This window comes from Stenotrophomonas sp. Steno-Z2 (assembly GCF_056393235.1).
Map to the genome: position 1 here is coordinate 83,511 of NZ_JBWJOY010000007.1, position 23,703 is coordinate 107,213.

A 23,703-nucleotide genomic window follows, 5' to 3' on the forward strand; every position below is an offset into this window, starting at 1 on the left:
GCACTGCCTCCGCCGGGGCGGATGCCGCCCCCGGGGGCAGCCATCCGCCGCCACCGGCATGCCCGTTGCATCGGGTTTCCACCCGCCCGGCATACTGCTAACGCCGTCTGAACACCGGCATCCGGTAGGGTGATGGAAAACGTGCAGTCAGGCCGCATATTGTCTCCAACCGCAGTCGGAGTCCCCCATGTTCAGCAAAGACCTCGAGCAGACGATTGGCCAGTGCTACAAGCGCGCCCGCGAGGCACGTCATGAATTCATGACGGTCGAACACCTGCTGCTCGCCCTGTTGGAGAACCCCTCCGCGCAGGCCGTGCTCAAGGCCTGCGGCGCCGACCTGGATCGCCTGCGCCAGGACCTGGAACAGGCCGTGGAGACCTCGGTCTCGCGCCTGGCCGACGACGATGGCCGCGACACCCAGCCCACGCTCGGCTTCCAGCGCGTGCTGCAGCGCGCCGTCTACCACGTGCAGTCCTCGGGCAAGAAGGAAGTCACCGGCGCCAACGTGCTGGTGGCCATCTTCGGCGAGAAGGACTCGCACGCGGTCTATTACCTCAACCAGCAGGACGTGACCCGGCTGGACATCGTCAACTACCTGTCCCACGGCATCGCCCGGTCCGGTGAGGACGGCGACGCCTCGCCGTCCATCGATGGCGAGGGCCGCGCCGAGGGCGGCGAGGGCGAGGCCAAGGGCGACGCCCTGGCCGAGTACGCCAGCAACCTCAACGAGCAGGCCCGCGCCGGCCGCATCGACCCGCTGGTCGGCCGCCGCGACGAGATCGAGCGCACCATCCAGGTGCTGTGCCGCCGCCGCAAGAACAACCCGCTGTACGTGGGCGAGGCCGGCGTCGGCAAGACCGCCATCGCCGAGGGCCTGGCCAAGCGCATCGTCGACGGCGAGGTGCCCGAGGTGCTGGCCGATGCGGTGATCTACTCGCTCGACCTGGGCGCACTGGTCGCCGGCACCAAGTACCGCGGCGATTTCGAGAAGCGCCTGAAGGGCGTGATCGGCGCGCTGAAGAAGGTGCCCAACGCGGTGCTGTTCATCGACGAGATCCACACCATCATCGGCGCGGGCTCCGCCTCGGGCGGCACCATGGACGCCAGCAACCTGATCAAGCCGGCGCTGGCCTCGGGCGAGCTGCGCTGCATCGGTTCGACCACGTTCCAGGAATACCGCGGCATCTTCGAGAAGGACCGGGCGCTGGCGCGCCGATTCCAGAAGATCGACATCGTCGAGCCGACCGTGGGCGAGGCCTACGAGATCCTCAAGGGCCTGCGCCCGAAGTACGAGGCGCACCACAGCGTGACCTATGCCGACGACGCGCTGCAGGCGGCGGTGGACCTGTCGGTCAAGCACATCGGCGACCGCCTGCTGCCGGACAAGGCCATCGACGTCATCGACGAGGCCGGCGCGCGCCAGCGGCTGCTGCCCGAGGCCGAACGCAAGGCGACCATCGACGTCGAGGAGGTCGAGGCCATCGTCGCCAAGATGGCGCGGATCCCGGCCAAGCAGGTCACCGCCACCGACAAGGACGTGCTGCAGCACCTGGAGCGCAACCTGAAGATGGTGATCTTCGGCCAGGACCCGGCGATCGAATCGCTGGCTTCGGCGATCAAGCTGTCGCGCTCGGGCCTGGGCAATCCGGAGAAGCCGATCGGCAACTTCCTGTTCGCCGGCCCCACCGGCGTCGGCAAGACCGAGGTCACCCGCCAGCTCGCCCTGCAGCTGGGCATCGAGTTGGTGCGCTTCGACATGAGCGAGTACATGGAGCCGCACTCGGTCAGCCGCCTGATCGGCGCGCCCCCGGGCTATGTCGGCTTCGACCAGGGCGGCCTGCTGACCGAGAAGATCGTCAAGACGCCGCACTGCGTGCTGCTGCTGGACGAAGTGGAGAAGGCGCACCCGGACATCTTCAACATCCTGCTGCAGGTCATGGACCGCGGCATCCTCACCGACACCAACGGCCGCGAAGCCAACTTCAAGAACGTGATCCTGGTGATGACCACCAATGCCGGCGCGGCCCAGGCCTCGCGGCGTTCGATCGGTTTCACCCGCCAGGACCACGCCACCGACGCGATGGAAGTGATCCGCAAGAGCTTCACCCCGGAATTCCGCAACCGCCTCGATGCAGTGGTGCAGTTCCAGGCGCTGGGCTTCGACCACATCCTGCGGGTGGTGGACAAGTTCCTGATCGAGCTGGAGATGCTGCTGCAGGACAAGCACGTCTCGCTGTCGGCCACGCCGGCCGCGCGCGACTGGCTGGCCCGCCATGGCTTCGACCCGCAGATGGGCGCGCGGCCGATGGCCCGGGTCATCCAGGACCAGATCAAGCGCCCGCTGGCCGATGAGCTGCTGTTCGGCAAGCTGGTCGGCGGCGGCAAGGTCAGCATCGACGTGCGCGATGGCGAACTGGTGGTCGAGACCGAGGCCGAGCCGGAGCACCTGTTGCCGGCGACGGTCTGAGGAGGAGCGGGGAGGTGGGAGCAGGGAAGGGGGAGGTGAGCGCAAAGGGGGCGGAAGAGGCTGGGCCGCGCTCACCAAGCTCACTGCATTCCCGCTTCCCGCTTCCCGCTTCCCCTTTCCCTTTCCCTGTATCACAGCCACGCAAAAAAGCCAGCCCAGGGCTGGCTTTCGGCGTGTCCGGCTGCCGCACTTACTTCATGCGGTAGGTGATGCGGCCCTTGGTCAGGTCGTACGGCGTCATTTCAACCTTGACGCGGTCGCCGGTAAGGATGCGGATGTAGTTCTTGCGCATGCGGCCGGAGATGTGGGCGATGATTTCGTGCCCGTTTTCCAGTCGAACGCGGAAAGTGGTGTTCGGCAGCGTCTCGCTGACGGTGCCCTCGAACTCGATGGAGTCGTCTTTCGACATGTAATCCTGTGCGGTTCTGCGGATGGCCTTTTCAGGCCCGGAAGCCGCGTATTTTACCCCGCGCCGCGGAATCATGCAAAGTTTGCGTTAAACCGCGGCTGAGGCCGCCAACGCCGAGGCCGGCCAGCGGCCGAAACGCCGCGTCCAGCTCCCGGCCGGCTCCCTTTCCGCCTCCTGGACCAGCGCCCGCACCCGCGCCAGGAAGGCATCGCGCGGCAGGTGCGTGGCGCCCATGCGCAGCAGGTGCGGGTTCTCGACCTGGGCGTCGATCAGCGGCCAGCCCCAGCCGCACAGAGTGCGTGCCAACGCGGCCAGCGCCACCTTGGAGCCGCCGCTGCGCCCGCTGAACATGCTTTCGCCGAAGAACATCCGGCCGATGGCCACGCCGTAGATGCCGCCGACCAGCTGCGCGCCGTCGAACACCTCCACCGAGTGCGCGTACCCGAGCCGGTGCAGCTCCCCATAGGCGCGCTGCATGCCGGCGGTGATCCAGGTGCCGCCCTGGCCCGGGCGCGGCGCCGTGGCGCAGGCCCGCATCACCTCGGCGAACGCGGTATCGGCGATGACCGTCCAGGCGCTGGCGCGCAGCTCGCGGCGGAAGCGCGAGGACAGCCGCACGCCATCGGTACGGAACACCATGCGCGGGTCCGGCGACCACCACAGCAGCGGCTGCCCCTCGGAGAACCACGGGAAGATGCCGCCGGCATAGGCATTGAGCAGCCGCACCGGGGACAGGTCGCCGCCGACGGCCAGCAGGCCGTCCGGCTCGGCCAGCGCCAGTTCCGCCGGCGGGAACGGCGCGTCGGGCTCCGGCGGCAGCAGGAACGGATGCATCGCCCGGTTCATGCGCCGTCGCCGTCCCGGAAGGGCGAGTGCCGCTGCAGCGCCTGTGCGTAGCGCGCGACATCGCGCTCCTCGCGCGCGCACCAGTCGCGCAGCGCCTGGCGGAACGGCGGGTCGGCGATCCAGTGCCGGCTGCGCACCTGCGTCGGCAGGAAGCCGCGCGCCAGCTTGTGTTCGCCCTGCGCGCCCGGTTCGAAACGCTGCAGCCCCTCGCGCAGGCAGTAATCGATGCCCTGGTAATAGCAGGTCTCGAAATGCAGACCGGGCAGGGTAGCGCCGCCCCAGTAGCGGCCGTACAGCGTGTCGCCGCCACACAGGCACAGCGCGCCGGCGATCGGCACGTCGTCCTGCACGGCCAGGAACAGCACCAGTTGCCGCGGCAGGGTGCCGGCCAGGTGGCGCAGGAACGGCAGGGTCAGCGCCGGCGCGTTGCCGTATTCGGCAAAGGTCTGCAGGTAGAACCCGTGCATGGCGCGCAGGTCGTCGGCCGACGCCTCATCGCCATGCACGACACGGAAGCCGATGCCGCCGCGCGCGACCCGGGCGCGTTCCTGGCGGATGTTCTTGCGGCGCTTGTGGTCCATGGCGCCGAGGAAATCGTCGAAATCCCGCCAGCCGGGCTGGCGGTGCCACTGGAACTGCACGTCCACGCGCCGCAGCCAGTCCGCGTCGAACACCGCGTCCTCGGCCGCGCCATGGAAGTTGACGTGGGCCGAGGACAGCCCGGCGTCCCGCACCTGCGCGACGATGGCCTGCAGCAGCAGGCGCCGGTCGGCGTCGTCGCGGGCCAGCAGGCGCGGACCGGTGACCGGCGAATAGGGCACGGCGCCCAGCCATTTCGGGAAGTAGTCCAGCCCATGCCGCGCGTAGGCGTTCGCCCAGGCATGGTCGAACACGAACTCGCCATGCGAGTTGTCCTTCAGGTAGCCGGGTACCGCGCCGACAAGTTCGTCGTTGCGCCACAGGGTCAGGTGCCGCGGCCGCCAGCCCCATTCCGGGCGCAGGCAGCCGTGCTGCTCCAGGCCCGCCAGGAATGCATGGCTGACAAAGGGGTTGTCATGCCCGTGCAGGGCGTCCCAGCTTCCGGCCGGGATGTCCTGCAGGGTGTCCAGCCAGCGGATCTGCGCCATGGCCAGGAATGCCAAGGGAGGCCGGCCAGGCCGGCGCTCCCTGCGGCTTCAACCGTTCTGGTCGAGGAAACGCTCGGCGTCCAGCGCCGCCATGCAGCCGAAGCCGGCCGAGGTGATGGCCTGGCGGTAGTGCTGGTCGGCGACGTCGCCGGCGGCGAACACGCCCTCGACCGAGGTCATGGTGGCATTGCCGCCCAGGCCCGAGCGGATCTCCAGGTAACCGTTGTTCATCGCCAGCTGGCCCTTGAACAGATCGGTATTGGGCTGGTGGCCGATGGCGACGAAGAAGCCATGCGCGGCGATGTCGCGGGTGCTGCCGTCCTGGGTGGACTTCACCCGCACGCCGGTCACGCCCATCTCGTTGCCCAGCACCTCGTCGACCTGATGGTGCCACACGGTCTCGATCCTGCCGGCGGCCACCTTGGCGAACAGCTTGTCCTGCATGATCTTTTCCGCCTTGAGCGTGTCGCGGCGGTGCACCAGGTAGACCTTGCGGGCGATGTTGGACAGGTACAGCGCCTCTTCCACGGCGGTGTTGCCGCCGCCGACCACCACCACGTCCTGGTCCTTGTAAAAGAAGCCGTCGCAGGTGGCGCAGGCCGACACGCCGCGGCCCTTGAACGCCTCCTCGGAGGGGATGCCCAGGTACTTGGCGGTGGCGCCGGTGGCGATGATCAGCGCGTCGCAGGTGTACTGCGCGCTGTCGCCGGTGAGCTTGAACGGGCGCTGCGACAGGTCGGCGGTATGGATGTGGTCGAACACCACCTCGGTGTCGAAGCGCTCGGCGTGGGCCTGCATGCGCGCCATCAGGTCCGGCCCCATCAGGCCATGGGCGTCGCCCGGCCAGTTGTCCACCTCGGTGGTGGTCATCAGCTGGCCGCCCTGCTGCAGGCCGGTGATCACCACCGGCTTGAGGTTGGCGCGCGCGGCATAGACCGCGGCGGTCCAGCCGGCGGGGCCGGAGCCGAGGATGACGAGCTTCTGGTGGCGGGTGGGCAGGGACGGGGCGCTGGAAGTGCTCATGTATACTCGCGGAAGTCGGGATTGGCGGCGCGATCGCGGTACATGGCGACCGTCCGGGCAGGTCCATAGAGTGGAGACCGGGCTCCGGTGAATCAAGGCGCAGGAATGGAACTGCGCGACCCGCAGGGCCGCTCCCGCCCGCTGCCGCAGACCGGCCCGGGCGTTCCAGGCGGCCTGTCGATGCCTTTGCACGCCCGCTGTCGCCGTGCCCCGGCCGGAACGGATGAAACGGCGCCGCCTGTCGTTTAATATCAATCACTAACCGTGCATTTCTAAGGTCTGGTCCAAGGTGGCGAAACAGGTCCCGGAACGTGACAAAGGCGCTGGCGCCAGCGGCAACGCGCGCAGGCAGGCGGCCGCCTCGGACAACCCGCGCCGCAACAAGCTGTGGCGCGATCTGGCGCTGATCGCGATCGCGCCGGCGCTGCTGTATCTGCTGGCAAGCCTGTTTACCTATTCCCCGACCGACCCCGGCTGGTCGCAGGCCGGCTCGGTGGTCGCGCCCATCCACAACATGGGCGGCCGGGTAGGGGCGTGGATCGCCGACGTGCTGCGCCAGCTGTTCGGCTACGTGGCCTATCTGGTACCGCTGATGCTGGCGGCGGTGGCCTGGATCGCCATGTTCGGGCTCAAGCGCGAGGACCGCGGCCAGGACGACCTTGGCCCGGCATTGCGCCTGGTCGGCATCGTCGGCTTCCTGATCGGCGCCACCGGCTTCCTCTATCTGCGCCTGCCGCCGGGCGACGTCGCCCGCGCCGGCGGCGGCCTCGGCGTGCTGGTCGGCAAGTCGCTGCAGAGCGGGTTCGGCCCGGTGGGCAGCAACCTGTTCCTGCTGGTGCTGCTGCTGACCTCGATCACCCTGGCCACCGGACTGTCGTGGTTCCTGGTGATGGAGAAGATCGGCAAGTGGGTGCTGGCGCTGGGCCCGCTGCTGATGAAGAAGAAGGAACAGGCCAGCGAGTGGCAGCAGACCCGTGCGCTGCGCGAGGAACGCGAGGAAGTGCGCAAAGTCGACGCCGAGGTGCGCGCCAAGCGCGAGCCGGTGAAGATCGAGCCGCGGCCGGCGCCGGTGATCGAGAAGAGCGAACGCGCCAAGCGCGAGACCCAGATCCCGATGTTCCAGGGCGTCAACGGCGACGGCTCGGACCTGCCGCCGCTGGCCCTGCTGGACGACCCCAGGCCGCAGCCCAAGGGCTACGACGAGCAGACGCTGGAGACGCTGTCGCGGCAGATCGAGTTCAAGCTCAAGGATTTCCGCATCGACGCGCAGGTGGTCGGCGCCTATCCCGGCCCGGTCATCACCCGCTTCGAGATCGAACCGGCGCCGGGCATCAAGGTCAGCCAGATCAGTTCGCTGGACAAGGACATCGCCCGCGGCCTGTCGGTGAAGTCGGTGCGCGTGGTCGACGTGATCCCGGGCAAGTCGGTGATCGGCCTGGAAATCCCCAACGTCACCCGCGAGATGATCTTCCTGTCCGAGCTGCTGCGCTCGAAGGAATACGACAAGTCGGCCAGCGTGCTGACCCTGGCGCTGGGCAAGGACATCGCCGGCCGTCCGACCGTGGCCGACCTGGCGCGCATGCCGCACCTGCTGGTCGCCGGCACCACCGGTTCGGGCAAGTCGGTGGCGGTCAACGCCATGGTGCTGAGCCTGCTGTACAAGGCCAGCCCGAAAGACCTGCGCATGCTGATGATCGACCCGAAGATGCTGGAACTCAGCGTCTACCAGGGCATCCCGCACCTGCTGGCGCCGGTGGTCACCGACATGAAGGAGGCCGCCAACGGCCTGCGCTGGTGCGTGGCCGAAATGGAGCGCCGCTACAAGCTGATGAGCGCGGTGGGCGTGCGCAACCTGGCCGGCTTCAACAAGAAGGTCAAGGACGCCATCGACGCCGGCCAGCCGCTGATGGACCCGCTGTTCAAGCCGAACCCGGAAATGGGCGAGGCGCCGCGCCCGCTGGAGCCGCTGCCGTTCATCGTCATCTTCATCGACGAATTCGCCGACATGATGATGATCGTCGGCAAGAAGGTCGAGGAACTGATCGCGCGCCTGGCGCAGAAGGCGCGTGCCGCCGGCATCCACCTGATCCTGGCCACGCAGCGCCCGTCGGTGGACGTCATCACCGGCCTGATCAAGGCCAATATCCCGACCCGCATCGCCTTCCAGGTCAGCTCCAAGATCGACTCGCGCACCATCCTCGACCAGTCCGGCGCCGAGGCGCTGCTGGGCAACGGCGACATGCTGTACCTGCCGCCGGGCACGGCGATGCCGGACCGCGTGCACGGTGCCTTCGTCTCCGACGAGGAAGTGCACCGCGTGGTCGAACACCTCAAGGCCAGCGGCCCGGCCGACTACATCGAAGGCGTGCTGGACGAAGTGCAGACCATGGGCGACGGCGTGGTGGTCGGCGCCACCGGCCTGCCCGAATCCAGTGGTGGCGGCGACGAATCCGACCCGCTGTACGACGAGGCGCTGCGCATCGTCACCGAGACCCGCCGCGCCTCGATCTCCGGCGTGCAGCGCCGGCTGAAGATCGGCTACAACCGCGCCGCGCGCCTGATCGAGGCGATGGAAGCGGCCGGCGTGGTCAGCGCGCCGGAGCACAACGGCGACCGCAGCGTGCTGGCGCCGCCACCGCCCAAGTAAGGGCGGGGCGGCGACCGGCGACGATTGCCGCCCATTCAGTTTGTTCCCGGCAGACTCTGCCCATCCTCCGTCCACCGATGACCACCGCCATGAACGTCTTCCTGCGTCCCACGTTGATCGCCGTCGCCCTGGCCGCTGCCGGCTTCGTCGCCGATGCCCACGCCGGCGCGCGCGACGACCTCAAGACCTTCACCAATGGCCTGCGCGGCCTCGACGGGCAGTTCAGCCAGCAGGTGTTCGACGCCCGCGGCAAACTCAAGGAGTCGTCCAGCGGCCGCGTCGCGCTGTCGGCGCCGCGCCTGTTCCGCTGGGAATACACCCGCCCGCATCCGCAGCTGATCGTGGCCGACGGCAGCAAGGTCTGGGTCTATGAACCCGACCTGGAGCAGGCCACCGTGCGCGACCAGGGCGAGGAAGAGCAGAACAGCCCGCTGACCGCGCTGATCAACCCCGCGCAGTTGGAACGCCAGTACGACGTCAGCGAGGAAGCGGCGCCGCGCGACGGCCTGCAGTGGCTCTCGCTGAGTCCCAAGCGCGAGACCGACGCCAGCTTCCAGTACGCCGCGCTCGGCTTCGGCCAGGCCGGGCTGGGGCGCATGGAGGTCGTCGATGCGGTGGGTCAGCGTACCGTCATCGACTTCAGCGGCTGGAAGAAGAACCCGGCCTTCGCCGCGGGTACCTTCCGCTTCACGCCGCCGAAGGACGTGGACGTCATCGGCGAGCGGTAAGCGCGACCGGAAGATGCCGGCCACGGGCCGGCAGCCTCGCGGATCGGGTGGGCGGCCACGCTAGAATGCGGGGGTGGCCAGATCCAGAAACACGTTCTCCGAACCTCCTGCCGACCTGCTGAGCGCGGACCGGGAAGGCATGCGCCCGCTCGCCGAGCGCATGCGCCCGCGCACGCTCGACGAGATGGTCGGGCAGAAGCGCCTGCTGGCGCCCAACACCGCGCTGCGCCGCGCCATCGAATCCGGCCGCGTCCATTCCATGGTGCTGTGGGGCCCGCCCGGTTGCGGCAAGACCACCCTGGCGCTGCTGCTGGCGCGTTATGCCGATGCCGAGTTCCGCGCGATATCGGCGGTGCTGTCCGGCCTGCCGGAAGTGCGGCAGGTGCTGGCCGAGGCCGCGCAGCGCTTTGCCGAAGGCCGGCGCACCGTGCTGTTCGTGGACGAGGTGCACCGCTTCAACAAGTCGCAGCAGGACGCGTTCCTGCCGCACATCGAACGCGGCACCATCATCTTCGTCGGCGCCACCACCGAAAACCCGTCCTTCGAACTGAACTCGGCGCTGCTGTCGCGCTGCCGCGTGCATGTGCTCGAGGCGGTATCGCCCGAGGACGTGGCCGAAGCGCTGCAGCGCGCACTGCACGACAGGGAGCGCGGCCTGGGCGATGAGGACATCCGCGTCTCGCACGAATCGCTGCTGGAAATTGCCCGCGCCGCCGACGGCGACGTGCGCCGCGCCCTGACCCTGCTGGAAATCGCCGCGGAACTGGCGGTGGGCGAGGGCGGCCAGATCACGCCGGAAACCCTGCTGCAGGTGCTGGCCGACCGCACCCGCCGTTTCGACAAGGGCGGGGAGCAGTTCTACGACCAGATCTCGGCGCTGCACAAGTCGGTGCGCAGCTCCAACCCGGACGGCGCGATCTACTGGCTGGCGCGCATGCTCGATGGCGGCTGCGATCCGTCCTACCTCCTGCGCCGGCTGACCATCATGGCGGTGGAAGACGTCGGCCTGGCCGATCCGCGCGCCCTGGAAATGGCGATCAATGTCTGGAACGCCTACGACCGCATCGGCGCGCCGGAAGGCAACATCGCGCTGTCCAACCTGGTCGTCTACCTGGCCAGTACCGCCAAGTCCAACGCCGCCTATGCCGCGCTGAACGCCGCCCGCGCCGATGTCGCCGAGCTCGGTTCGATGCCGGTGCCGATGCACCTGCGCAATGCGCCGACGCGGTTGATGAAGACCTTGGGCTACGGCAAGGGCTACCAGTACGACCACGACGTCGAGGGCGGCATCGCCCTGGACCAGACCGCGTTCCCGGACGAGATGGGCGAACGCGTGTACTACCGGCCGGTCGAACGCGGGCTGGAAATCAAGCTCAAGGAGAAGCTCGACCGCCTGCGCGCGGCGCGCGAACAGGCGAGGGCGGGGGGCAAGCCGCAGGACTGAGCAACGCAGCGCGTCCCGGAGTGCATCCGGGGCTTTCCATGACAGCAGGAGACATCGGCCCATGTGGCTTTCCTTTGTGGCGATAGGCCTTGGAGCGGCGATTGGTGCATGGCTGCGGTTCGGCCTGAGCGTTTGGTTGAACCCGATCCATCCCACCGTTCCACTGGGCACGCTGGCCGCCAATCTGCTGGGTGGCTACGTCATCGGCCTGGCGCTGGCCTGGTTCGCGGTGCGGCCGGACATCGCGCCGCAGTGGCGCTTGTTCATCGTCACCGGCCTGCTCGGTGGTCTGACCACTTTCTCCACCTTCTCCGCCGAAGTCGTGCAGTTGTTCCTGCGCCAGCAACTGGGCTGGGCGCTGGCGACGATCGGCCTGCACCTGGCCGGCTCGCTGTCGATGACCGCGCTGGGCTGGACCACCTGGCGCGTGCTGCGCCCCTTGGCGTGAGCCGGCTTCCAACGCATGATCCGCTTTCCATTTGGAACGATTGAAAGACGATGCCGGTAGAGCAGGGTGGAATGAACGAGCCGGGGGTGGCAACGACCATCATCGGCGCTGACGTCGGCGGCACCTACGCCCGCCTGGGCTGGACCACACTGCGACCGGGCGAGCCGATCCGGGTCAACGATTTCCACCGCTACGCCTGCGCCGACCACCCGAGCCTGGCCGCGATCCTGCGCGACTATGCCGCGCGCCTGCGCGCAGACCCGGCCATCCCGCCGGTGGGCCGCGCGGTCGTGGCCATCGCCGGCCTGCTGGATGGCGACCGCCTGCTCAACACCAACCTGGCCTGGCCGGTGTCGCTGGCGGAAACCCGTCGCGAAGCGGGGCTGGGCGAGCTGGAACTGATCAACGACTTCGTGGCCGTGGCCCAGGCCATTCCCCATGTCGAACCGGGCGCGCTGCACCTGCTCTCGGGCGACGCCGATCGCCGTCCGCCGGGGCCGGCGCTGGTGCTGGGGCCGGGTACCGGCCTGGGCGTGGCGCTGCGCCTGGAGAACAGCCAGCCACCGGTACTGGCCAGCGAAGGCGGGCACGCCTCGCTGGCCGCCGGCAATACGCTGGAACTGGACGTGCTGCGGCTGCTGCTGCAGCGCCATGGGCATGTGGACAGCGAACGCATCCTGTCCGGCCCGGGGCTGATGACGCTCTACGCCTGCCTGTGCGAGCAGGAAGGGGCGACGCCGCGCTGGGAAACGCCCGCCGCGCTGGTGGCGGCGGCGCGCAATGGCGACGACCCGCTCGCCTTGAGCAGCACGCGCGCGTTCTGCGCCTGGCTGGGCAGCGTCGCCGGCGACCTGGCGCTCACCTTCGGCGCGCGGTCGGTGTACCTCACCGGCGGCATCACCGGCCATCTTGCCGACTGGCTGCACGAAGGCGATTTCCAGGGGCGCTTCCTGGCCAAGGGCGTGCTGTCGTCCGCCCTGCACGGGGTGCCGGTGTGGCGCATCGACGATGGCGAACTCGGCGTGCTCGGCGCGCTTGCCTGGCATGCGGACGACGCCTGCCGCCCCACCACCACCGGAGAACCCCGATGAGCACACGCAGGCAGTTCCTGCAGACCTCCATGCTGCTGGCCGCGGCCGGCGCCGCGCCGCGCCTGCTGGCATCGCCACCGGCGGCCAATGGCGCGCGGGTGGTGTCGACCTGGGATTTCGGCGTAGGCGCCAACCAGGCCGCCTGGAAAGTGCTCGCGGCCGGCGGCAGCGCCCTGGACGCGGTGGAGGCGGGCGCCCGCTGGGCGGAAAGCGACCTGTGCAATCCCACCGTGGGCCACTGCGGCAACCCTGACCGCGATGGCGTACTCACGCTGGACGCCAGCATCATGGACGGCGACGGCCGCTGCGGCTCGGTCGCCGCGCTCAGCGACATCCTGCATCCGGTATCGGTCGCGCGCCGGGTGATGGAACAGACCCCGCACGTGATGCTGGTGGGCGAGGGCGCCCAGCAGTTCGCCGTGCAGCAGGGCTTCGAGCGCCGCAGATTGCTTACGCCGGAAGCCGAAAACGCCTGGCGTGAGTGGCTCAAGACCGAGCATTACGCGCCGCAGATCAACGCCGAACGTCGCGGCCGCCCTGGCGACAAGGACAACCACGACACCCTCGGCATCCTGGCCATCGATGCGAAGGGCCGCATGGCCGGCGCCTGCACCACCAGCGGCATGGCCTTCAAGATGCACGGCCGCGTCGGCGACAGCCCCATCATCGGTGCCGGCCTGTACGTCGACAACGAAGTCGGCGCGGCCACCGCCTCGGGCATGGGCGAGGAAATGATCCGCAACGCCGCTTCCTTCCTGGTGGTGGAACTGATGCGCCAGGGCCGCTCGCCGGCCGATGCCTGCCGCGAAGCCATCGCGCGGGTAGTGCACAAGCGCCCCGAAGCCAGCCGCACCCTGCAGGTGTGCTTCCTGGCGATGAACAGGAACGGCGAAGTCGGTGCCTACGCGCTGCATCGCGGCTTCGTTTACGCGGTGTGCGACGCTGGCAAGCAGGACGCGCTGCTGGATTCCACCTCCGTCTACAGTAGCGAGCAGACATGAGCGGACGCCGCCTTCTGGAGATCGCCAGCAATTCCGTCGCATCGGCGCTGGCCGCGCAGGCAGGCGGCGCCGACCGCATCGAACTGTTCGACAACCTGGCGCAGGGCGGCACCACGCCTTCGCGCGGCAGCGTCGCCGTGGCCCGCGACCGCCTGCGCATTCCGCTGTTCGTGCTGATCCGCCCGCGCCCGGGCGATTTCCACTACGACGCCCAGGAAACCGAAATCATGCTGCGCGACATCGAGAGCTGCCGGCAGCTCGGATGCGATGGCGTAGTGATCGGCGCGCTGACCTTGGACGGCGACGTGGACGTCCCGCTATGCCGCGAACTCGTCGCAGCCGCCGGTCCGCTTGGCATCACGTTCCACCGCGCCTTCGACGCCGCACGCGATCTGCCGGCGTCCATGGAACAGGTCATCGCCCTTGGCTGCCACCGCATCCTCAGCTCCGGCGCCGCCGCCGGCGCAATGGCCGGCTGCCACATGTTGCGGCAACTCGTCACGCAGGCCGGCGACCGCATCCGCCTGATGGCCGGTGCCGGCCTCGATGCAGACAACATCGCCGCTGTCGCCGCCCGGAGTGGCTGCAATGAACTGCATGCATCTGCCAAGACATCCCGTACCTCGGCCATGCGCCACCACAACCCGGCGCTCGTCGGCCTGGAGAACGACTGGGTGCAGTCCGACGAGGAACTGGTGAGAGGGTTGCGGCGGGCGTTGGATCAGGCCGGTTGACCTAACACGGCAAGCACCACCTGAATTTTACATAATATACATTATGCGAAATTAAGAAGACCCGAGCGAAGGCAGCCGCGCTGAATCAGCTGACGGGACAACTAGATCTGTACTTTTGCGCCATCTAAATCTGTACTTCTTATGGCGTAACTACACATCTGAACGGACCCGCCGATCTCTCACTCAGGCTCCGCCTCTCCGGTGGCTGGCGCGACACCAGCTTCCTTTATCGTCGAGGCTGGTGGCTTCGACCACACTGGCCCGAACTCGGCGTACCAAGCGGCGATCATGCGCTTCAGCCTCGGACTCGAGCCGCGTCCGCCGAGTTCATGTCGGACGTTACACTGAGTCGACGGCTGCCCCTTTTCTAGAAGGGATACAATCGCCGCTGAGACTTCTTCTTGTGTGATAGGCATGGTCGACATCCCCAAAAGGACAAGTCAGCGCTCATTGTGCGCCTACCGCGGCCGTCTTCAAGTGCTTATGGCTATTTATCTAAGGGGACTATTCTCCGAAGTTAGCTTGCCCCGTGTTGAGCGCACCAAAGTATGGTCAGCAGCCGCACCATCCCTCCCCACCCAAGTCGCCCCTATTTCAACGCCCTAGCATTGCTGGCCCAGGTCTAGGCGACGTTCCAGTCTCGGATGAACTTCTCCTGCTCCGAGGTTTCAACGGCTCTTGGTCGCACAGAACGTGCAAGACTCATTGCTTCATCCGAGCTCTGCGCTGCACCTGAATCCAGCAACAGGATGGACGCCGCTGTCCCCGCGCGGCCCAGCCCTCCCTTGCAGTGGAAGACAACGCTGCGCCCTTCATGCAGTACACGAACTAGCTCAGGCCCGGTCTGGCACCATGGCCCACGGAACGGATGGCGTTGCTACCTCCAAGTCACAACTGCTCATACTTGTGCCGGTTAGGAGTACACCACCCACTCCGAGGATCGCCATGCGTTCAATCTCCAATGCGTTCTTTCATCAGGCCGAAATTACTCAGATAGATCGATGGAGACACGGTCCACTTGAGCTCGCATTTCTGTCCGAGCCGGAGACAGGTCACCTGGAATGGGCGGCCCATCTGCACGATTGGAATGCCACGCAAAGGGCCGGTTTTGTGCGCTCGAGGGACGCCATCGAAGGCCTGAAGCCGTTCGTTCCTTACCTAGAGGAGCGTCGTAACCCGAACATGATTCTGGTGCCGACCTATGGCGGGAACTCAGAACTTGACGTCATGCTGGCCGGCCTGTTGCCTGACCACATCTTGGCCAAGGCCGGTCTTGAGCGTCGACGGGCCATGATGGGCCTTATGTACATGCATAGAGATTTGCCAGCAGATTACGGTCCGCGAGCGCGAGCTGCATTTGCGCATTACATCTGGACGCGCTTGTCTCCCCAGGCGCGCTTGGGTCAAGGCGCCTTCGATGCCCGCTCGCCACTGCGACTGCTGTCCGGTGATACCCCGTACTGGGCACACCGTCTGTATCGCCTGGCCATCGCAAGGCGCGACGAATTGTTTGCTCCCACTACGCATGAAGACGAGACCTGGAAGCCAATTGCACAGCTACGTGCCGGTATCTTGGCCACGCTGCCTGAAGAAGATAGACATTTGTTCGATATCCAAAGGCCTCTAACGGGTGGCGACGTCTGGGACGAGTTTGATGCTGACGAGCGCGAAGATGTGCTTCAGAGCGTGATCGACGGTGACGGTGTCCTCGAGTCCCTTGATCCTGTGGTCGAGCTGCTGCATCGCCACCGGACACATGAGGACTTCTCGGGCGCGAATTCCTGGATCAAAGAGGATTTCGAACGCAGCTTCTATTCCAAGCGAGCAAAGTTGAAGGTCGACCTAGTGGAGACGGTAGACGATGCCCCAGCTTACGCTCTTGAACCTGATGAACCATACGAGCAGGTTCTGTTCCGCGATGTAATTGCAATGCTCGATCAGAAGGAGCGACGGCTAGTGATAGCTCTGCGGCTTGGAAAGAGTGCCTCCACCATCGCACGCGAATCAGGTCTACGTGGTCACGCGTCCGTTTCACGACGCATCGCCGCGCTCAAAGCGAAGGTCGCCCGACTGCTAGATTGAGCTGAAACGCCGACATGCGTAGATTCAGGCTTTTCGGGCGCGCGCCGACCCTATGCTCTTTTCGGTGCCGCCAAACTCTTTTCGCTCACACTTTTCGCCTGGTTCTTGTCGATTTCGTCGCTGCTGTAGATGACGGAGTCTTATGCGCTCTAGCAGCGCGACTTCGAAGGGCGGCCTCCACGGCTGATGACAGATCAAGGGCCTTGCCGAGTTGTGCTTCCAGCGCCTCAGCACGGGCCCGCTGGACTTCCAACTCCTTGCGGGTCTCGGTCGTTTGGAGCGAAGCGCTCTCAGCGGATCGCTGGGCCGCTACGAGTGCTTCGCGATGTTCACGACTCAACGTGGCGATCCGCTTCTGCAGATCTTTGGTCTCCTGACGCGCTCGATCGATCTCCACGCCGGCACGCTCCTCGACGGCGTGAACATGCCGGGTAGCGGCGGCGCGCTCGGTGCGGGCCGCCGCTTCTTGGGTCCGAAGATGGTCCTCTGCCAATTGGCGTGCGGTCTCGGCCTGTGCAGCCCGGGCCTGTGCCGCATCGCGCTCGTCGGTTAACGCCCGGAGGTGGTCTTGGAACTGGTCAACCCGGTACTGCAATTGCGTGGCTTGGGCGGACGCCAGGCGCTCCGCGTCTTGGCTGGCCTGGACCTGCGCCTGCAAGGTGGTGGCTTCGGCTGCCCAGTGTTCACGGGCCTGCGCAAGTGCCTGTTGATCGGCCAGCAAGGCGGCTCGGTCGGTGGCAAGTTCTTGCGAGGCCTGCGCCTGAGCGCTCTGCAGCGCCAGCGCCCACCACTCCCCTGCCAAGGCCGCCACGGCATCGGGCGCCCCCGGAACGGCTAGCCGCGCGTGGTGGGACTGCAGCCGTTCGCCCAGCCGTTGCCACCAGGTCTCCAACCAGCGCGTCACGGTATTGGGCGAGCCCGTGCCGAGATGGGCACGGATCCGCTCCACCGTCGGGCGTTCGCCGCTGGCCACCACCTGATCAGCGGCGGTGTGGACGTCGGATTCGGTGATGCCGCGGGCCATGGAATGTCTCCTGTGTGGGCGCCCTACTCTGTTGATCCGCTACTTCCGATAAGGGATAGTTATCGGAAGTAAGAGGCCGCTATCGTTTCATACACTACATAGTACATATGAAAAACGGACTTACGCACCTCGCGTCCGGGCAACCGCCCGCGCTGCAGCCCGAACACTTGGCGGCCGGCGCCGCCGACGCCGTGCGCGAGATCCTGGCCGAGGCGGCTTCGGCGAACACCACCCGCAGCTATGCCGCCGCGCTGCGCTACTGGGCCGCCTGGTTCCAAGGGCGCTACGGCCAACCGATCACGCTGCCGGTGCCGCCGGCCGCGGTCGTCCAGTTCGTGGTCGACCATCTGGCGCGCAAGTCGAAAACCGGGCTGACGTGGGAACTGCCGCCGGCGCTGGATATGCCACTGGTGGCCGCCGGCCTGAAACAACGTCCAGGGCCGCTGAAGCTCAGTACGATCGTCCATCGCGTGGCCGTCTTGTCCGCTGCGCACCAGCTCAAGAAGCTCGCCAATCCCTGCGAGGCGCCGGAGGTGCGACAGCTGCTGGCCAAGGGGCGCCGGGCCGCCCATAAGCGCGGGGAACGTCCGCGGAAGAAGACCGCGATCACCCGGACCGAACTGGAAGCGCTGGTAACCACCTGTGAGGACACCCTCACCGGCCTACGCGACCGTGCCCTGCTCTACTTTGCGTTCGCCAGTGGCGGCCGCCGGCGCAGTGAAGTCGCCGCGGCCGACTTGTCCGATCTGCGGCGCATTGGCACCCGCGGCTATGTGTACCGGCTCGAGCACGGCAAGACCCTGCAGGACGGCCCCAAAGCGACCTCCACCCCGGATAAGCCCATCCTGGGCGCGGCCGCCGACGCCCTCGCCGCCTGGTTGGACGCCGCCGGGCTGGCCGAGGGGCCGATTTTCCGCCGCCTCTGGGGTACGACGATCGGTCCCGGTCTGTCGTCCAAATCCGTGGCCGATATCGTGCAGAAGCGCGCGCGTTTGGCAGGACTGGAGGGGGATTTTGGTGGGCACAGCCTGCGCTCCGGGTTTGTCACCGAAGGCGCCCGCCAAGGCGTCGCCCTACCCGCCCTCATGGCCATGACCGACCATCGTTCCGTGGCCAGCGTCGTGGGGTATTTTCAGGCGGGTGGTATCACCGATAATCCTGCAGCCAAGCTTGCCGGTGACTAATTACAGTCTTTCGGCGTCTTTAATCCGCGGTGCATGCGGCCCTTCTGACAACCAGGAAGAAGAATGAAATTTAATAGCGCCTCACGCCTTTATGGCGTAGCGGACACTCTTAGAAAAGCTTCTGATCGCATCTCGGGCCTTCAAGCGTGGCAGGCCGCATTGTCAATGGACGGCCCGGACTCTCCCCGAGCGCACATTACTGTTACTGAGCGAATTCATTTGCTGATTGATGAGCTAGATCTCCTGCGAGAGAAGCTTCATCGCGCCGGGGCAACAGAGTCGATATATGCGCCAATTCTTGGCAAGGTAGAACGTGCTTTTCACCCTGCCCATGTAGCAGCATCCGCCCCATCCATAAAGCAATATCTATCCAACGACGTTCTCACCGGTCTTGCGTTCTGCAGCGAGCTTCTTCCTGAAGAGGAGGATGGCATCTCACAGGAAGATTTCGCAGGAGTCGTTAGTCTGATCAATGAGCTTGAGTTGCTTCTCGGGGAAAATTCCTTCCCAACAGGGCTTACGGTGCTCATCCGCAAACATATACGACTGGCTGAGCTTGCAATCGCCCAGTACCCCCTCCGGGGAGCCAGCGCGCTGAAGGACGCCGTAAAGTACGCCGTAGGCGACATTTTTTTTAGCGAGGCTGAGATCTCCGATCTACCACCAGAGGGCGCTCAATCATTGAGAACCCTGTGGCAACGCATGAATACGCTTGCGGATCGCGCAATCAAAGTTGACAACCTGCTTCAGATTGGAAGTCGCGCAAGCAAATTTTTAGATGACATGATGAATGGATGAATTCAGCTTGGCCAAGCCACCCACCGTACTCAAACGGAAAGGCTAGCCGCCCTGTTTAAAATTCAAGGCGTTGGTTCGTTAGATGAGGGCGGCAATGAGGGATGATTTCAGTCGATCGACTAAGGATCTTCTAGCGAGGCAGGCTGGCCATCGCTGCGCGCATCCTCATTGCGGAAAGCCGACCTCGGGAGCAGACGAGAGCGGCACCGGTGCGATCAATATGGGGGTCGCAGCGCACATCACCGCCGCGTCTGCCGGAGGCCCTCGGTACGACGCGGCGCTGACTAGTGAACAGCGCAAGGATGCTGCTAACGGTATTTGGCTCTGCCAGAATCATGCCCACGCGATCGATGCCGATGATGACGGCTTCAGCGCGGACACTCTGAGGACATGGAAGCGACAGGCCCAAGCCCGGTCCTTGCAAGCCCTGATGGCGGGAATGGCTGGTGCCAGTCCAAACCGCGGCTTCCTACTTGATCCGGGCGATGGCATCGATATCCGGCATCGGTTCAACCTCGCCGGGGACGAAGACCTCGTCGCGCTGAAAGCGGGCCTGTTGGCGGCGGCGCGCGAAGATGCCGCCGCTTTCCGCAGGACCCGATACTGGACCGAGCATGCCATCGAACTGAAGCTGCGTCTGAAGGGCGACGCGGGCGCGGATTCGTTTTCTGCACACGATTTGGCCACCACCACCGAGGCCTTCAACGAGATCGTGATCCTGTCGCCGCCGGGCACCGGCAAGACCACCACGTTGCTGCAGCTCGCCGAAGCGATCATCGATAAGCGTGGCGCGGTGGCCAGCTTTCTCCCGCTGGATGACTGGTCGGCCCAGTCCCACTCGCTGTTCGAGAGCATCCTCGAACGCCAGGCGTTCCGTCCGTATCGCCAGGAACATCTTCGGCTTCTCGCCCATACTGGCGAACTCACCCTCGTGCTGGATGGCTGGAACCAGCTCGACGGCGCATCCCGTAGACGAGCACGCAACGAACTCGAGGGTTTGCGTCGCGACTACCCGAAACTGGGCATCGTCATCAGTTCGAGGAACCTGAGCGTTGCCGTCCCCTTCGCCACCACGGTAGTGGCGATCGAACCGCTCGACCATGCACAACAACGCCAGGTCGCCAGCGAGATGCGCGGGGCCGACGGTGAGACGCTATTGGAAGAAGCACGCGCAATCCCGGGACTCAGGGAGCTGGTGTCCGTGCCCTTGTTCCTCAGCGCGATCCTGCGTCTGTCGCCCGAAAGCCGCTTGCCCACGACGAAGGAAGGCGTGCTTGCCGCCTTCGTCGAGCAGCACAACCAGGTCGCCAATCGCAGCGAAGCCTTGCGTGACGCGACCCTCGGCCACGAGCAGGAGATCCTCGCCGACCTTGCCGCCGCGGCCACCCGCACCGCCAACACGTCCCTGCCCGACGGCAACGCCAGGGCCTCGGTGCAGGCCACCCAGCGCCGTCTTGCGGACGAGGGCCAGATCTCCGCATATTCGGCGCCCCAGCCCATGACGGTGCTGGACGCGCTGATCGCCGAACACTTGCTGGTTCGATCCTCGGGCACCCCGGCGGGATACAGCTTCCAGCACCAGCAGTTCCAAGAATGGTACGCCTCCTTCGCGGTGGAGCACGCCATGCGAAACATGGCAGCCGGCGACGCCACCGCGGCCGAACAACTCGCCATCGAGTTCCTCGACGTCCGTCCATGGGAGGAATCGATCCAGTTCGCCTGCGAACGCATGGCGTCGGGTTCCGACGCCGACATGGATGCCGTGGCCCGGACGATCGTCTGTTGCCTATCGATCGACCCCCTGCTGGCAGCCGAGATCATCTTCCGCGCACCCGCGGTGTGGGGCCGGGTCGAACACGAAGTGACCGGGTTCCTCCGACGCTGGCACCAGCCGGGCAAGGTCGACCGTGCCATTGGATTCATCGTCAACAGCGGCCGCCCGGAGTTCGCAGAACTGTTGTGGCCGTTGCTCGTCGATTCCGAACACAGGCATCTGGACGTCCTGCACTCGGGACGCCGGTTTCCTCCCTCGCTGTTGCCTGACATCGGCACCCGGCTGGCGACGCTCGAAGAGTCGACCCGCGCTGAAATACTCGGCGCCATGGTCGACCATGGCGGCATGGAAGGCGCGCTGACCGCGGCATCACTGGCACAGGCCGATTCAAGCGTGCATGTAAAGAAAGAAGTCGTGGAATCCCTGTACTGGCCCGGCGCTGACCAACAAGCCACTCGGGTGTTGCAAAGCGGGCCGCCGGAGCTGTGGCAGGAATTGGCATCAAGACATCCCTTGACCTGGATCCACAATACTGCGGTGGCCACCCGAATGGTCGCCGAACGTCGTGCCGCATTCGAACGCATGCAGAATCCAGGGCAGAGGCTGCACTTCTTGTTGAATGGCGGCGTGGACGGTATCAACACCGAGCAAGAAGTCTTCACGTTGCTGGCCGATCCTTCGCTGGAGGTCCGCGCCAGCGCTACGAACCACGCCCTGCATCAGGCCTACGAACGATATCCCTCGGTCGTCGCCTCCGCCTTGGTGCGGAGAATCGAACAGGATCTTGAGATTCCCTTCCGGGCTCACCTGCTCATGCAGGAACAGCATATCGTCACCGACAAGGAGCCGATAAGCGGCAAGGTCACCAACGCGGCCCTCGACGAGGAGGCTAGGCGCAACGCAGCCAGTATCGCGGGGCCGGTTTCGATCGGCCGACTAATCGACGCACAACTGGCGCTAGACGCGCGAACTGCAAGTGACCCGGCAAGGATACCCTTGGCAGAGCAACAGCGCTTCCTAGAAGGTCTTGTCATCACCGCCCCTTACAGTTCCCTGGTTGCCGCGGTGCTGACGCGGGCCGATACCGTCGACCCGCGACGAATCGCCCTGTTCGCCAATCTGCTGGCCTCCCATCGCGGACAGGATTCCGCCATTCGCCCGCCAGCGATTCTGGAAGAGGAGCAGAAGACGCAGCTCGTGGACACGTTGTTGCGCTGGGTGCCGACCATGGTGGATGCGGCCGATTCCACTCGGGCGGAGCTCGCCGAACTTGCCCGCGCCATCGGCAGCGTCGGCGATGCCACGCTGGCCGAACCGCTCGATCGGCTGCTGTCGGAGGACCTTCGGCGTTGGGACATCTCACGCGCCGCGTTGGTCGCATCCGGCTATCGCGACCAGACGTCCGACGCATCGCACTCTTGGACGAACTGGTATCAACGCGCCTTCATCGCCATTGGCTCCGAGCAGGCGAAGAGCCGGCTTATCCAGCGCCTGTCTCATCCCCAATTCGGCGCCGAGGCGGCCTCCGCGCTCATGCAGTTGTGGGAACAGCGGCATCTCGTGGCCACGCCCTCGACCTTTTCGCGAACCTTCCTGCGAGAGATGGACGTTCGGCGTGGGCGGCGGCTCCGTGAGCATCCGCCCGCCCCGGAGGCGCTGGCGATTCTCGGTACCATCGCGTCACTGCTCGAAGGCGGTAACGAGGACGAGCAACTGCATGCAATCCGCTTAGCCGTGGCGGTCTTCCGCATGCCCTGCGGCGACATCAGCGCCCTGGTCCAGCGATTGATCAAACTCCCGGCGCCGCTCAGCCTGCAGCAAGACCTCTACATCGCGTTGACACTCTCCGGCGAACGACTGCAGGCCGACGCGATCCGATCATGCATTCGCGCCCTGCTCGCCGAATCCGTGGCCAAACCCTGGGTGCTGGGCAACAACGGCAGTGCATTCTTCCGCTGGGCGGAGTTGCTCGCATTCTCCGAGCGCCCTGCTGCGATGCTCGACGAGGTAGTCGCCCTAGATCAGCCGCACTTAAAGCAGCCGTACCAATTGCGTGGATTGTTGGCGGCGCTGGGCGCCTCCGCCGAGCCCGCGGTTGAGGACGTCCTTCTAAGGTTTGCGACGCTCATTCCCGGATTGGCCCAGCAGCACGAATGGCTGACGGCCTTACGCACCCGTGGCACCGAATCTTCAGGTCGAGCACTGCTTCAGCTGCTGCGGGACGGCATCTTCGACGAACGCAAGCATCGGGATGCCGAGGCGCTTGGCACCTATCTAGCGCAGATTGCAAAGAACCATCCGGCCTTCCGTATTGAGATGCTGGACCTGCTCAAGAATTTGCGCGAAGGCACTCTCACCTTGGCGATCGAGCATGCCTTGCTCACGCTGTCCGATACGGAAAGCATCCTGTCACTCATCCACCACTACGCTCGGACAGGGCAGACAGGCAATAGCTTGTATATGAGCATCAAGAAATTTGTGGTGGACGAACGACCTTCCGCGCAGTTTAGTGGCGCAGTTATCCTATTTCCGGTTCCCGCGAACGATCTGCGCAGACGGCTTTTTACTCTAGCTTTGGCCCAGACCAGCGAGGCGGATGTCGCTAGGCAATGCCTTACCTTGATCGACGGTATCCGTGAGGACTACGGGTATCCCGAATCCGAAACGCGTCATCCCGACATACGATCAAGACAACCTTGGCCCTTGCTCGTTCCGGCTACATGAAGGGAAATAGGCTAACGGTCTTCAATGAAGCTGTCTTCCGAAGAGTCCTCCTGTACCGCTGCAATCGGCAGGCTTGTGAAAGTGCGAGGTACGGGCACCAACCAGTCAGAGGCATTGAAAGGGTAAAGCAGCGAGCCTGCCACTATTCTCCT

The 23,703-nt window shown here is 65.8% G+C and carries 19 protein-coding genes; 12 read left to right on the forward strand and 7 right to left on the reverse strand.

Annotated elements, in window-relative coordinates:
• Nucleotides 1-187 precede the first annotated feature (187 nt).
• Entirely contained in the window at nt 188-2,467 is a 2,280-nt protein-coding gene (gene clpA / locus AC06FP_RS13830; RefSeq protein ID WP_456116156.1) for an ATP-dependent Clp protease ATP-binding subunit ClpA, read from the forward strand.
• A 190-nt stretch (nt 2,468-2,657) separates the two neighbouring features.
• Here clpA and infA read toward each other — a convergent pair whose 3' ends face one another.
• The 4 genes from infA to trxB form a co-directional block, all read right to left on the reverse strand.
• A complete protein-coding gene (gene infA / locus AC06FP_RS13835) occupies nt 2,658-2,876 on the reverse strand; it encodes a translation initiation factor IF-1 (RefSeq protein WP_005409596.1) in 219 nt (72 codons plus the stop codon).
• An 87-nt stretch (nt 2,877-2,963) separates the two neighbouring features.
• The gene (aat, locus tag AC06FP_RS13840) at nt 2,964-3,722 is read right to left on the reverse strand and encodes a leucyl/phenylalanyl-tRNA--protein transferase (RefSeq protein WP_478075883.1); all 759 of its coding nucleotides are present in this window, start codon (nt 3,720-3,722) and stop codon (nt 2,964-2,966) included.
• A complete protein-coding gene (locus AC06FP_RS13845; RefSeq protein WP_478075937.1) occupies nt 3,719-4,849 on the reverse strand; it encodes a GNAT family N-acetyltransferase in 1,131 nt (376 codons plus the stop codon). Before AC06FP_RS13845 ends, aat begins: the two co-directional genes overlap by 4 nt.
• A gap of 48 nt (nt 4,850-4,897) precedes the next feature.
• Nucleotides 4,898-5,872 carry a thioredoxin-disulfide reductase gene (trxB, locus tag AC06FP_RS13850; protein WP_478075884.1) on the reverse strand — a complete coding sequence of 325 codons (975 nt, stop codon included), beginning with the start codon at nt 5,870-5,872 and terminating at the stop codon, nt 4,898-4,900.
• A 289-nt stretch (nt 5,873-6,161) separates the two neighbouring features.
• Here trxB and AC06FP_RS13855 point away from each other — a divergent pair, with 289 nt between their 5' ends.
• The 7 genes from AC06FP_RS13855 to AC06FP_RS13885 all read left to right on the forward strand — a co-directional run bounded on the left by AC06FP_RS13855 (nt 6,162) and on the right by AC06FP_RS13885 (nt 13,965).
• Nucleotides 6,162-8,519 carry a DNA translocase FtsK gene (locus tag AC06FP_RS13855; RefSeq protein WP_478075885.1) on the forward strand — a complete coding sequence of 786 codons (2,358 nt, stop codon included), beginning with the start codon at nt 6,162-6,164 and terminating at the stop codon, nt 8,517-8,519.
• A gap of 77 nt (nt 8,520-8,596) precedes the next feature.
• Entirely contained in the window at nt 8,597-9,247 is a 651-nt protein-coding gene (lolA, locus tag AC06FP_RS13860) for an outer membrane lipoprotein periplasmic chaperone LolA (RefSeq protein ID WP_478075886.1), read from the forward strand.
• Between the two features lie 73 nt (nt 9,248-9,320).
• Entirely contained in the window at nt 9,321-10,691 is a 1,371-nt protein-coding gene (locus AC06FP_RS13865) for a replication-associated recombination protein A (RefSeq protein ID WP_478075887.1), read from the forward strand.
• A 61-nt stretch (nt 10,692-10,752) separates the two neighbouring features.
• Nucleotides 10,753-11,139, forward strand: coding sequence for a fluoride efflux transporter CrcB (crcB, locus tag AC06FP_RS13870; RefSeq protein ID WP_478075888.1), 387 nt, complete (start codon nt 10,753-10,755; stop codon nt 11,137-11,139).
• Nucleotides 11,140-11,189: 50 nt separating this feature from the next.
• Entirely contained in the window at nt 11,190-12,230 is a 1,041-nt protein-coding gene (locus tag AC06FP_RS13875; RefSeq protein WP_478075889.1) for a glucokinase, read from the forward strand.
• On the forward strand, nt 12,227-13,231 hold the full coding sequence (locus tag AC06FP_RS13880; protein WP_478075890.1) for a glycosylasparaginase: 1,005 nt from the start codon (nt 12,227-12,229) through the stop codon (nt 13,229-13,231). The genes AC06FP_RS13875 and AC06FP_RS13880 overlap by 4 nt, the downstream gene beginning before the upstream one ends.
• Nucleotides 13,228-13,965, forward strand: coding sequence for a copper homeostasis protein CutC (locus tag AC06FP_RS13885; protein WP_478075891.1), 738 nt, complete (start codon nt 13,228-13,230; stop codon nt 13,963-13,965). Before AC06FP_RS13880 ends, AC06FP_RS13885 begins: the two co-directional genes overlap by 4 nt.
• Before the next feature lie 179 nt (nt 13,966-14,144).
• Here the strand turns inward: AC06FP_RS13885 and AC06FP_RS13890 are convergent, their stop codons facing one another.
• A complete protein-coding gene (locus tag AC06FP_RS13890) occupies nt 14,145-14,390 on the reverse strand; it encodes a DNA-binding protein (RefSeq protein ID WP_478075892.1) in 246 nt (81 codons plus the stop codon).
• Between the two features lie 197 nt (nt 14,391-14,587).
• The gene (locus AC06FP_RS13895; protein ID WP_478075938.1) at nt 14,588-14,785 is read right to left on the reverse strand and encodes a phosphatase domain-containing protein; all 198 of its coding nucleotides are present in this window, start codon (nt 14,783-14,785) and stop codon (nt 14,588-14,590) included.
• 125 nt (nt 14,786-14,910) lie between these two features.
• Here AC06FP_RS13895 and AC06FP_RS13900 point away from each other — a divergent pair, with 125 nt between their 5' ends.
• Nucleotides 14,911-16,047 (forward strand): hypothetical protein, encoded by a 1,137-nt coding sequence (locus AC06FP_RS13900; protein ID WP_478075893.1) that lies wholly within the window; start codon nt 14,911-14,913, stop codon nt 16,045-16,047.
• 85 nt (nt 16,048-16,132) lie between these two features.
• Here AC06FP_RS13900 and AC06FP_RS13905 read toward each other — a convergent pair whose 3' ends face one another.
• Nucleotides 16,133-17,071 carry a DNA-binding protein gene (locus AC06FP_RS13905; protein WP_478075894.1) on the reverse strand — a complete coding sequence of 313 codons (939 nt, stop codon included), beginning with the start codon at nt 17,069-17,071 and terminating at the stop codon, nt 16,133-16,135.
• 107 nt (nt 17,072-17,178) lie between these two features.
• Between AC06FP_RS13905 and AC06FP_RS13910 the strand changes: the two genes are divergently transcribed.
• The 3 genes from AC06FP_RS13910 (at nt 17,179) to AC06FP_RS13920 (ending at nt 23,551) form a co-directional block, all read left to right on the forward strand.
• Entirely contained in the window at nt 17,179-18,255 is a 1,077-nt protein-coding gene (locus AC06FP_RS13910; RefSeq protein WP_478075895.1) for a site-specific integrase, read from the forward strand.
• Nucleotides 18,256-18,318: 63 nt separating this feature from the next.
• The gene (locus tag AC06FP_RS13915; RefSeq protein ID WP_478075896.1) at nt 18,319-19,053 is read left to right on the forward strand and encodes a hypothetical protein; all 735 of its coding nucleotides are present in this window, start codon (nt 18,319-18,321) and stop codon (nt 19,051-19,053) included.
• A 94-nt stretch (nt 19,054-19,147) separates the two neighbouring features.
• Entirely contained in the window at nt 19,148-23,551 is a 4,404-nt protein-coding gene (locus tag AC06FP_RS13920) for an NACHT domain-containing protein (RefSeq protein WP_478075897.1), read from the forward strand.
• Nucleotides 23,552-23,703 lie beyond the last annotated feature (152 nt).

Bases quoted from the DNA above. Each gene is read 5' to 3' on its own strand.
- clpA (WP_456116156.1), top strand. From the start codon at position 188: ATGTTCAGCAAAGACCTCGAGCAGACGATTGGCCAGTGCTACAAGCGC.
- infA (WP_005409596.1), bottom strand. From the start codon at position 2,876: ATGTCGAAAGACGACTCCATCGAGTTCGAGGGCACCGTCAGCGAGACG.
- aat (WP_478075883.1), bottom strand. From the start codon at position 3,722: ATGAACCGGGCGATGCATCCGTTCCTGCTGCCGCCGGAGCCCGACGCG.
- AC06FP_RS13845 (WP_478075937.1), bottom strand. From the start codon at position 4,849: ATGGCGCAGATCCGCTGGCTGGACACCCTGCAGGACATCCCGGCCGGA.
- trxB (WP_478075884.1), bottom strand. From the start codon at position 5,872: ATGAGCACTTCCAGCGCCCCGTCCCTGCCCACCCGCCACCAGAAGCTC.
- lolA (WP_478075886.1), top strand. From the start codon at position 8,597: ATGACCACCGCCATGAACGTCTTCCTGCGTCCCACGTTGATCGCCGTC.
- crcB (WP_478075888.1), top strand. From the start codon at position 10,753: ATGTGGCTTTCCTTTGTGGCGATAGGCCTTGGAGCGGCGATTGGTGCA.
- AC06FP_RS13875 (WP_478075889.1), top strand. From the start codon at position 11,190: ATGCCGGTAGAGCAGGGTGGAATGAACGAGCCGGGGGTGGCAACGACC.
- AC06FP_RS13880 (WP_478075890.1), top strand. From the start codon at position 12,227: ATGAGCACACGCAGGCAGTTCCTGCAGACCTCCATGCTGCTGGCCGCG.
- AC06FP_RS13885 (WP_478075891.1), top strand. From the start codon at position 13,228: ATGAGCGGACGCCGCCTTCTGGAGATCGCCAGCAATTCCGTCGCATCG.
- AC06FP_RS13890 (WP_478075892.1), bottom strand. From the start codon at position 14,390: ATGTCGACCATGCCTATCACACAAGAAGAAGTCTCAGCGGCGATTGTA.
- AC06FP_RS13900 (WP_478075893.1), top strand. From the start codon at position 14,911: ATGCGTTCAATCTCCAATGCGTTCTTTCATCAGGCCGAAATTACTCAG.
- AC06FP_RS13905 (WP_478075894.1), bottom strand. From the start codon at position 17,071: ATGGCCCGCGGCATCACCGAATCCGACGTCCACACCGCCGCTGATCAG.
- AC06FP_RS13910 (WP_478075895.1), top strand. From the start codon at position 17,179: ATGAAAAACGGACTTACGCACCTCGCGTCCGGGCAACCGCCCGCGCTG.
- AC06FP_RS13915 (WP_478075896.1), top strand. From the start codon at position 18,319: ATGAAATTTAATAGCGCCTCACGCCTTTATGGCGTAGCGGACACTCTT.
- AC06FP_RS13920 (WP_478075897.1), top strand. From the start codon at position 19,148: ATGAGGGATGATTTCAGTCGATCGACTAAGGATCTTCTAGCGAGGCAG.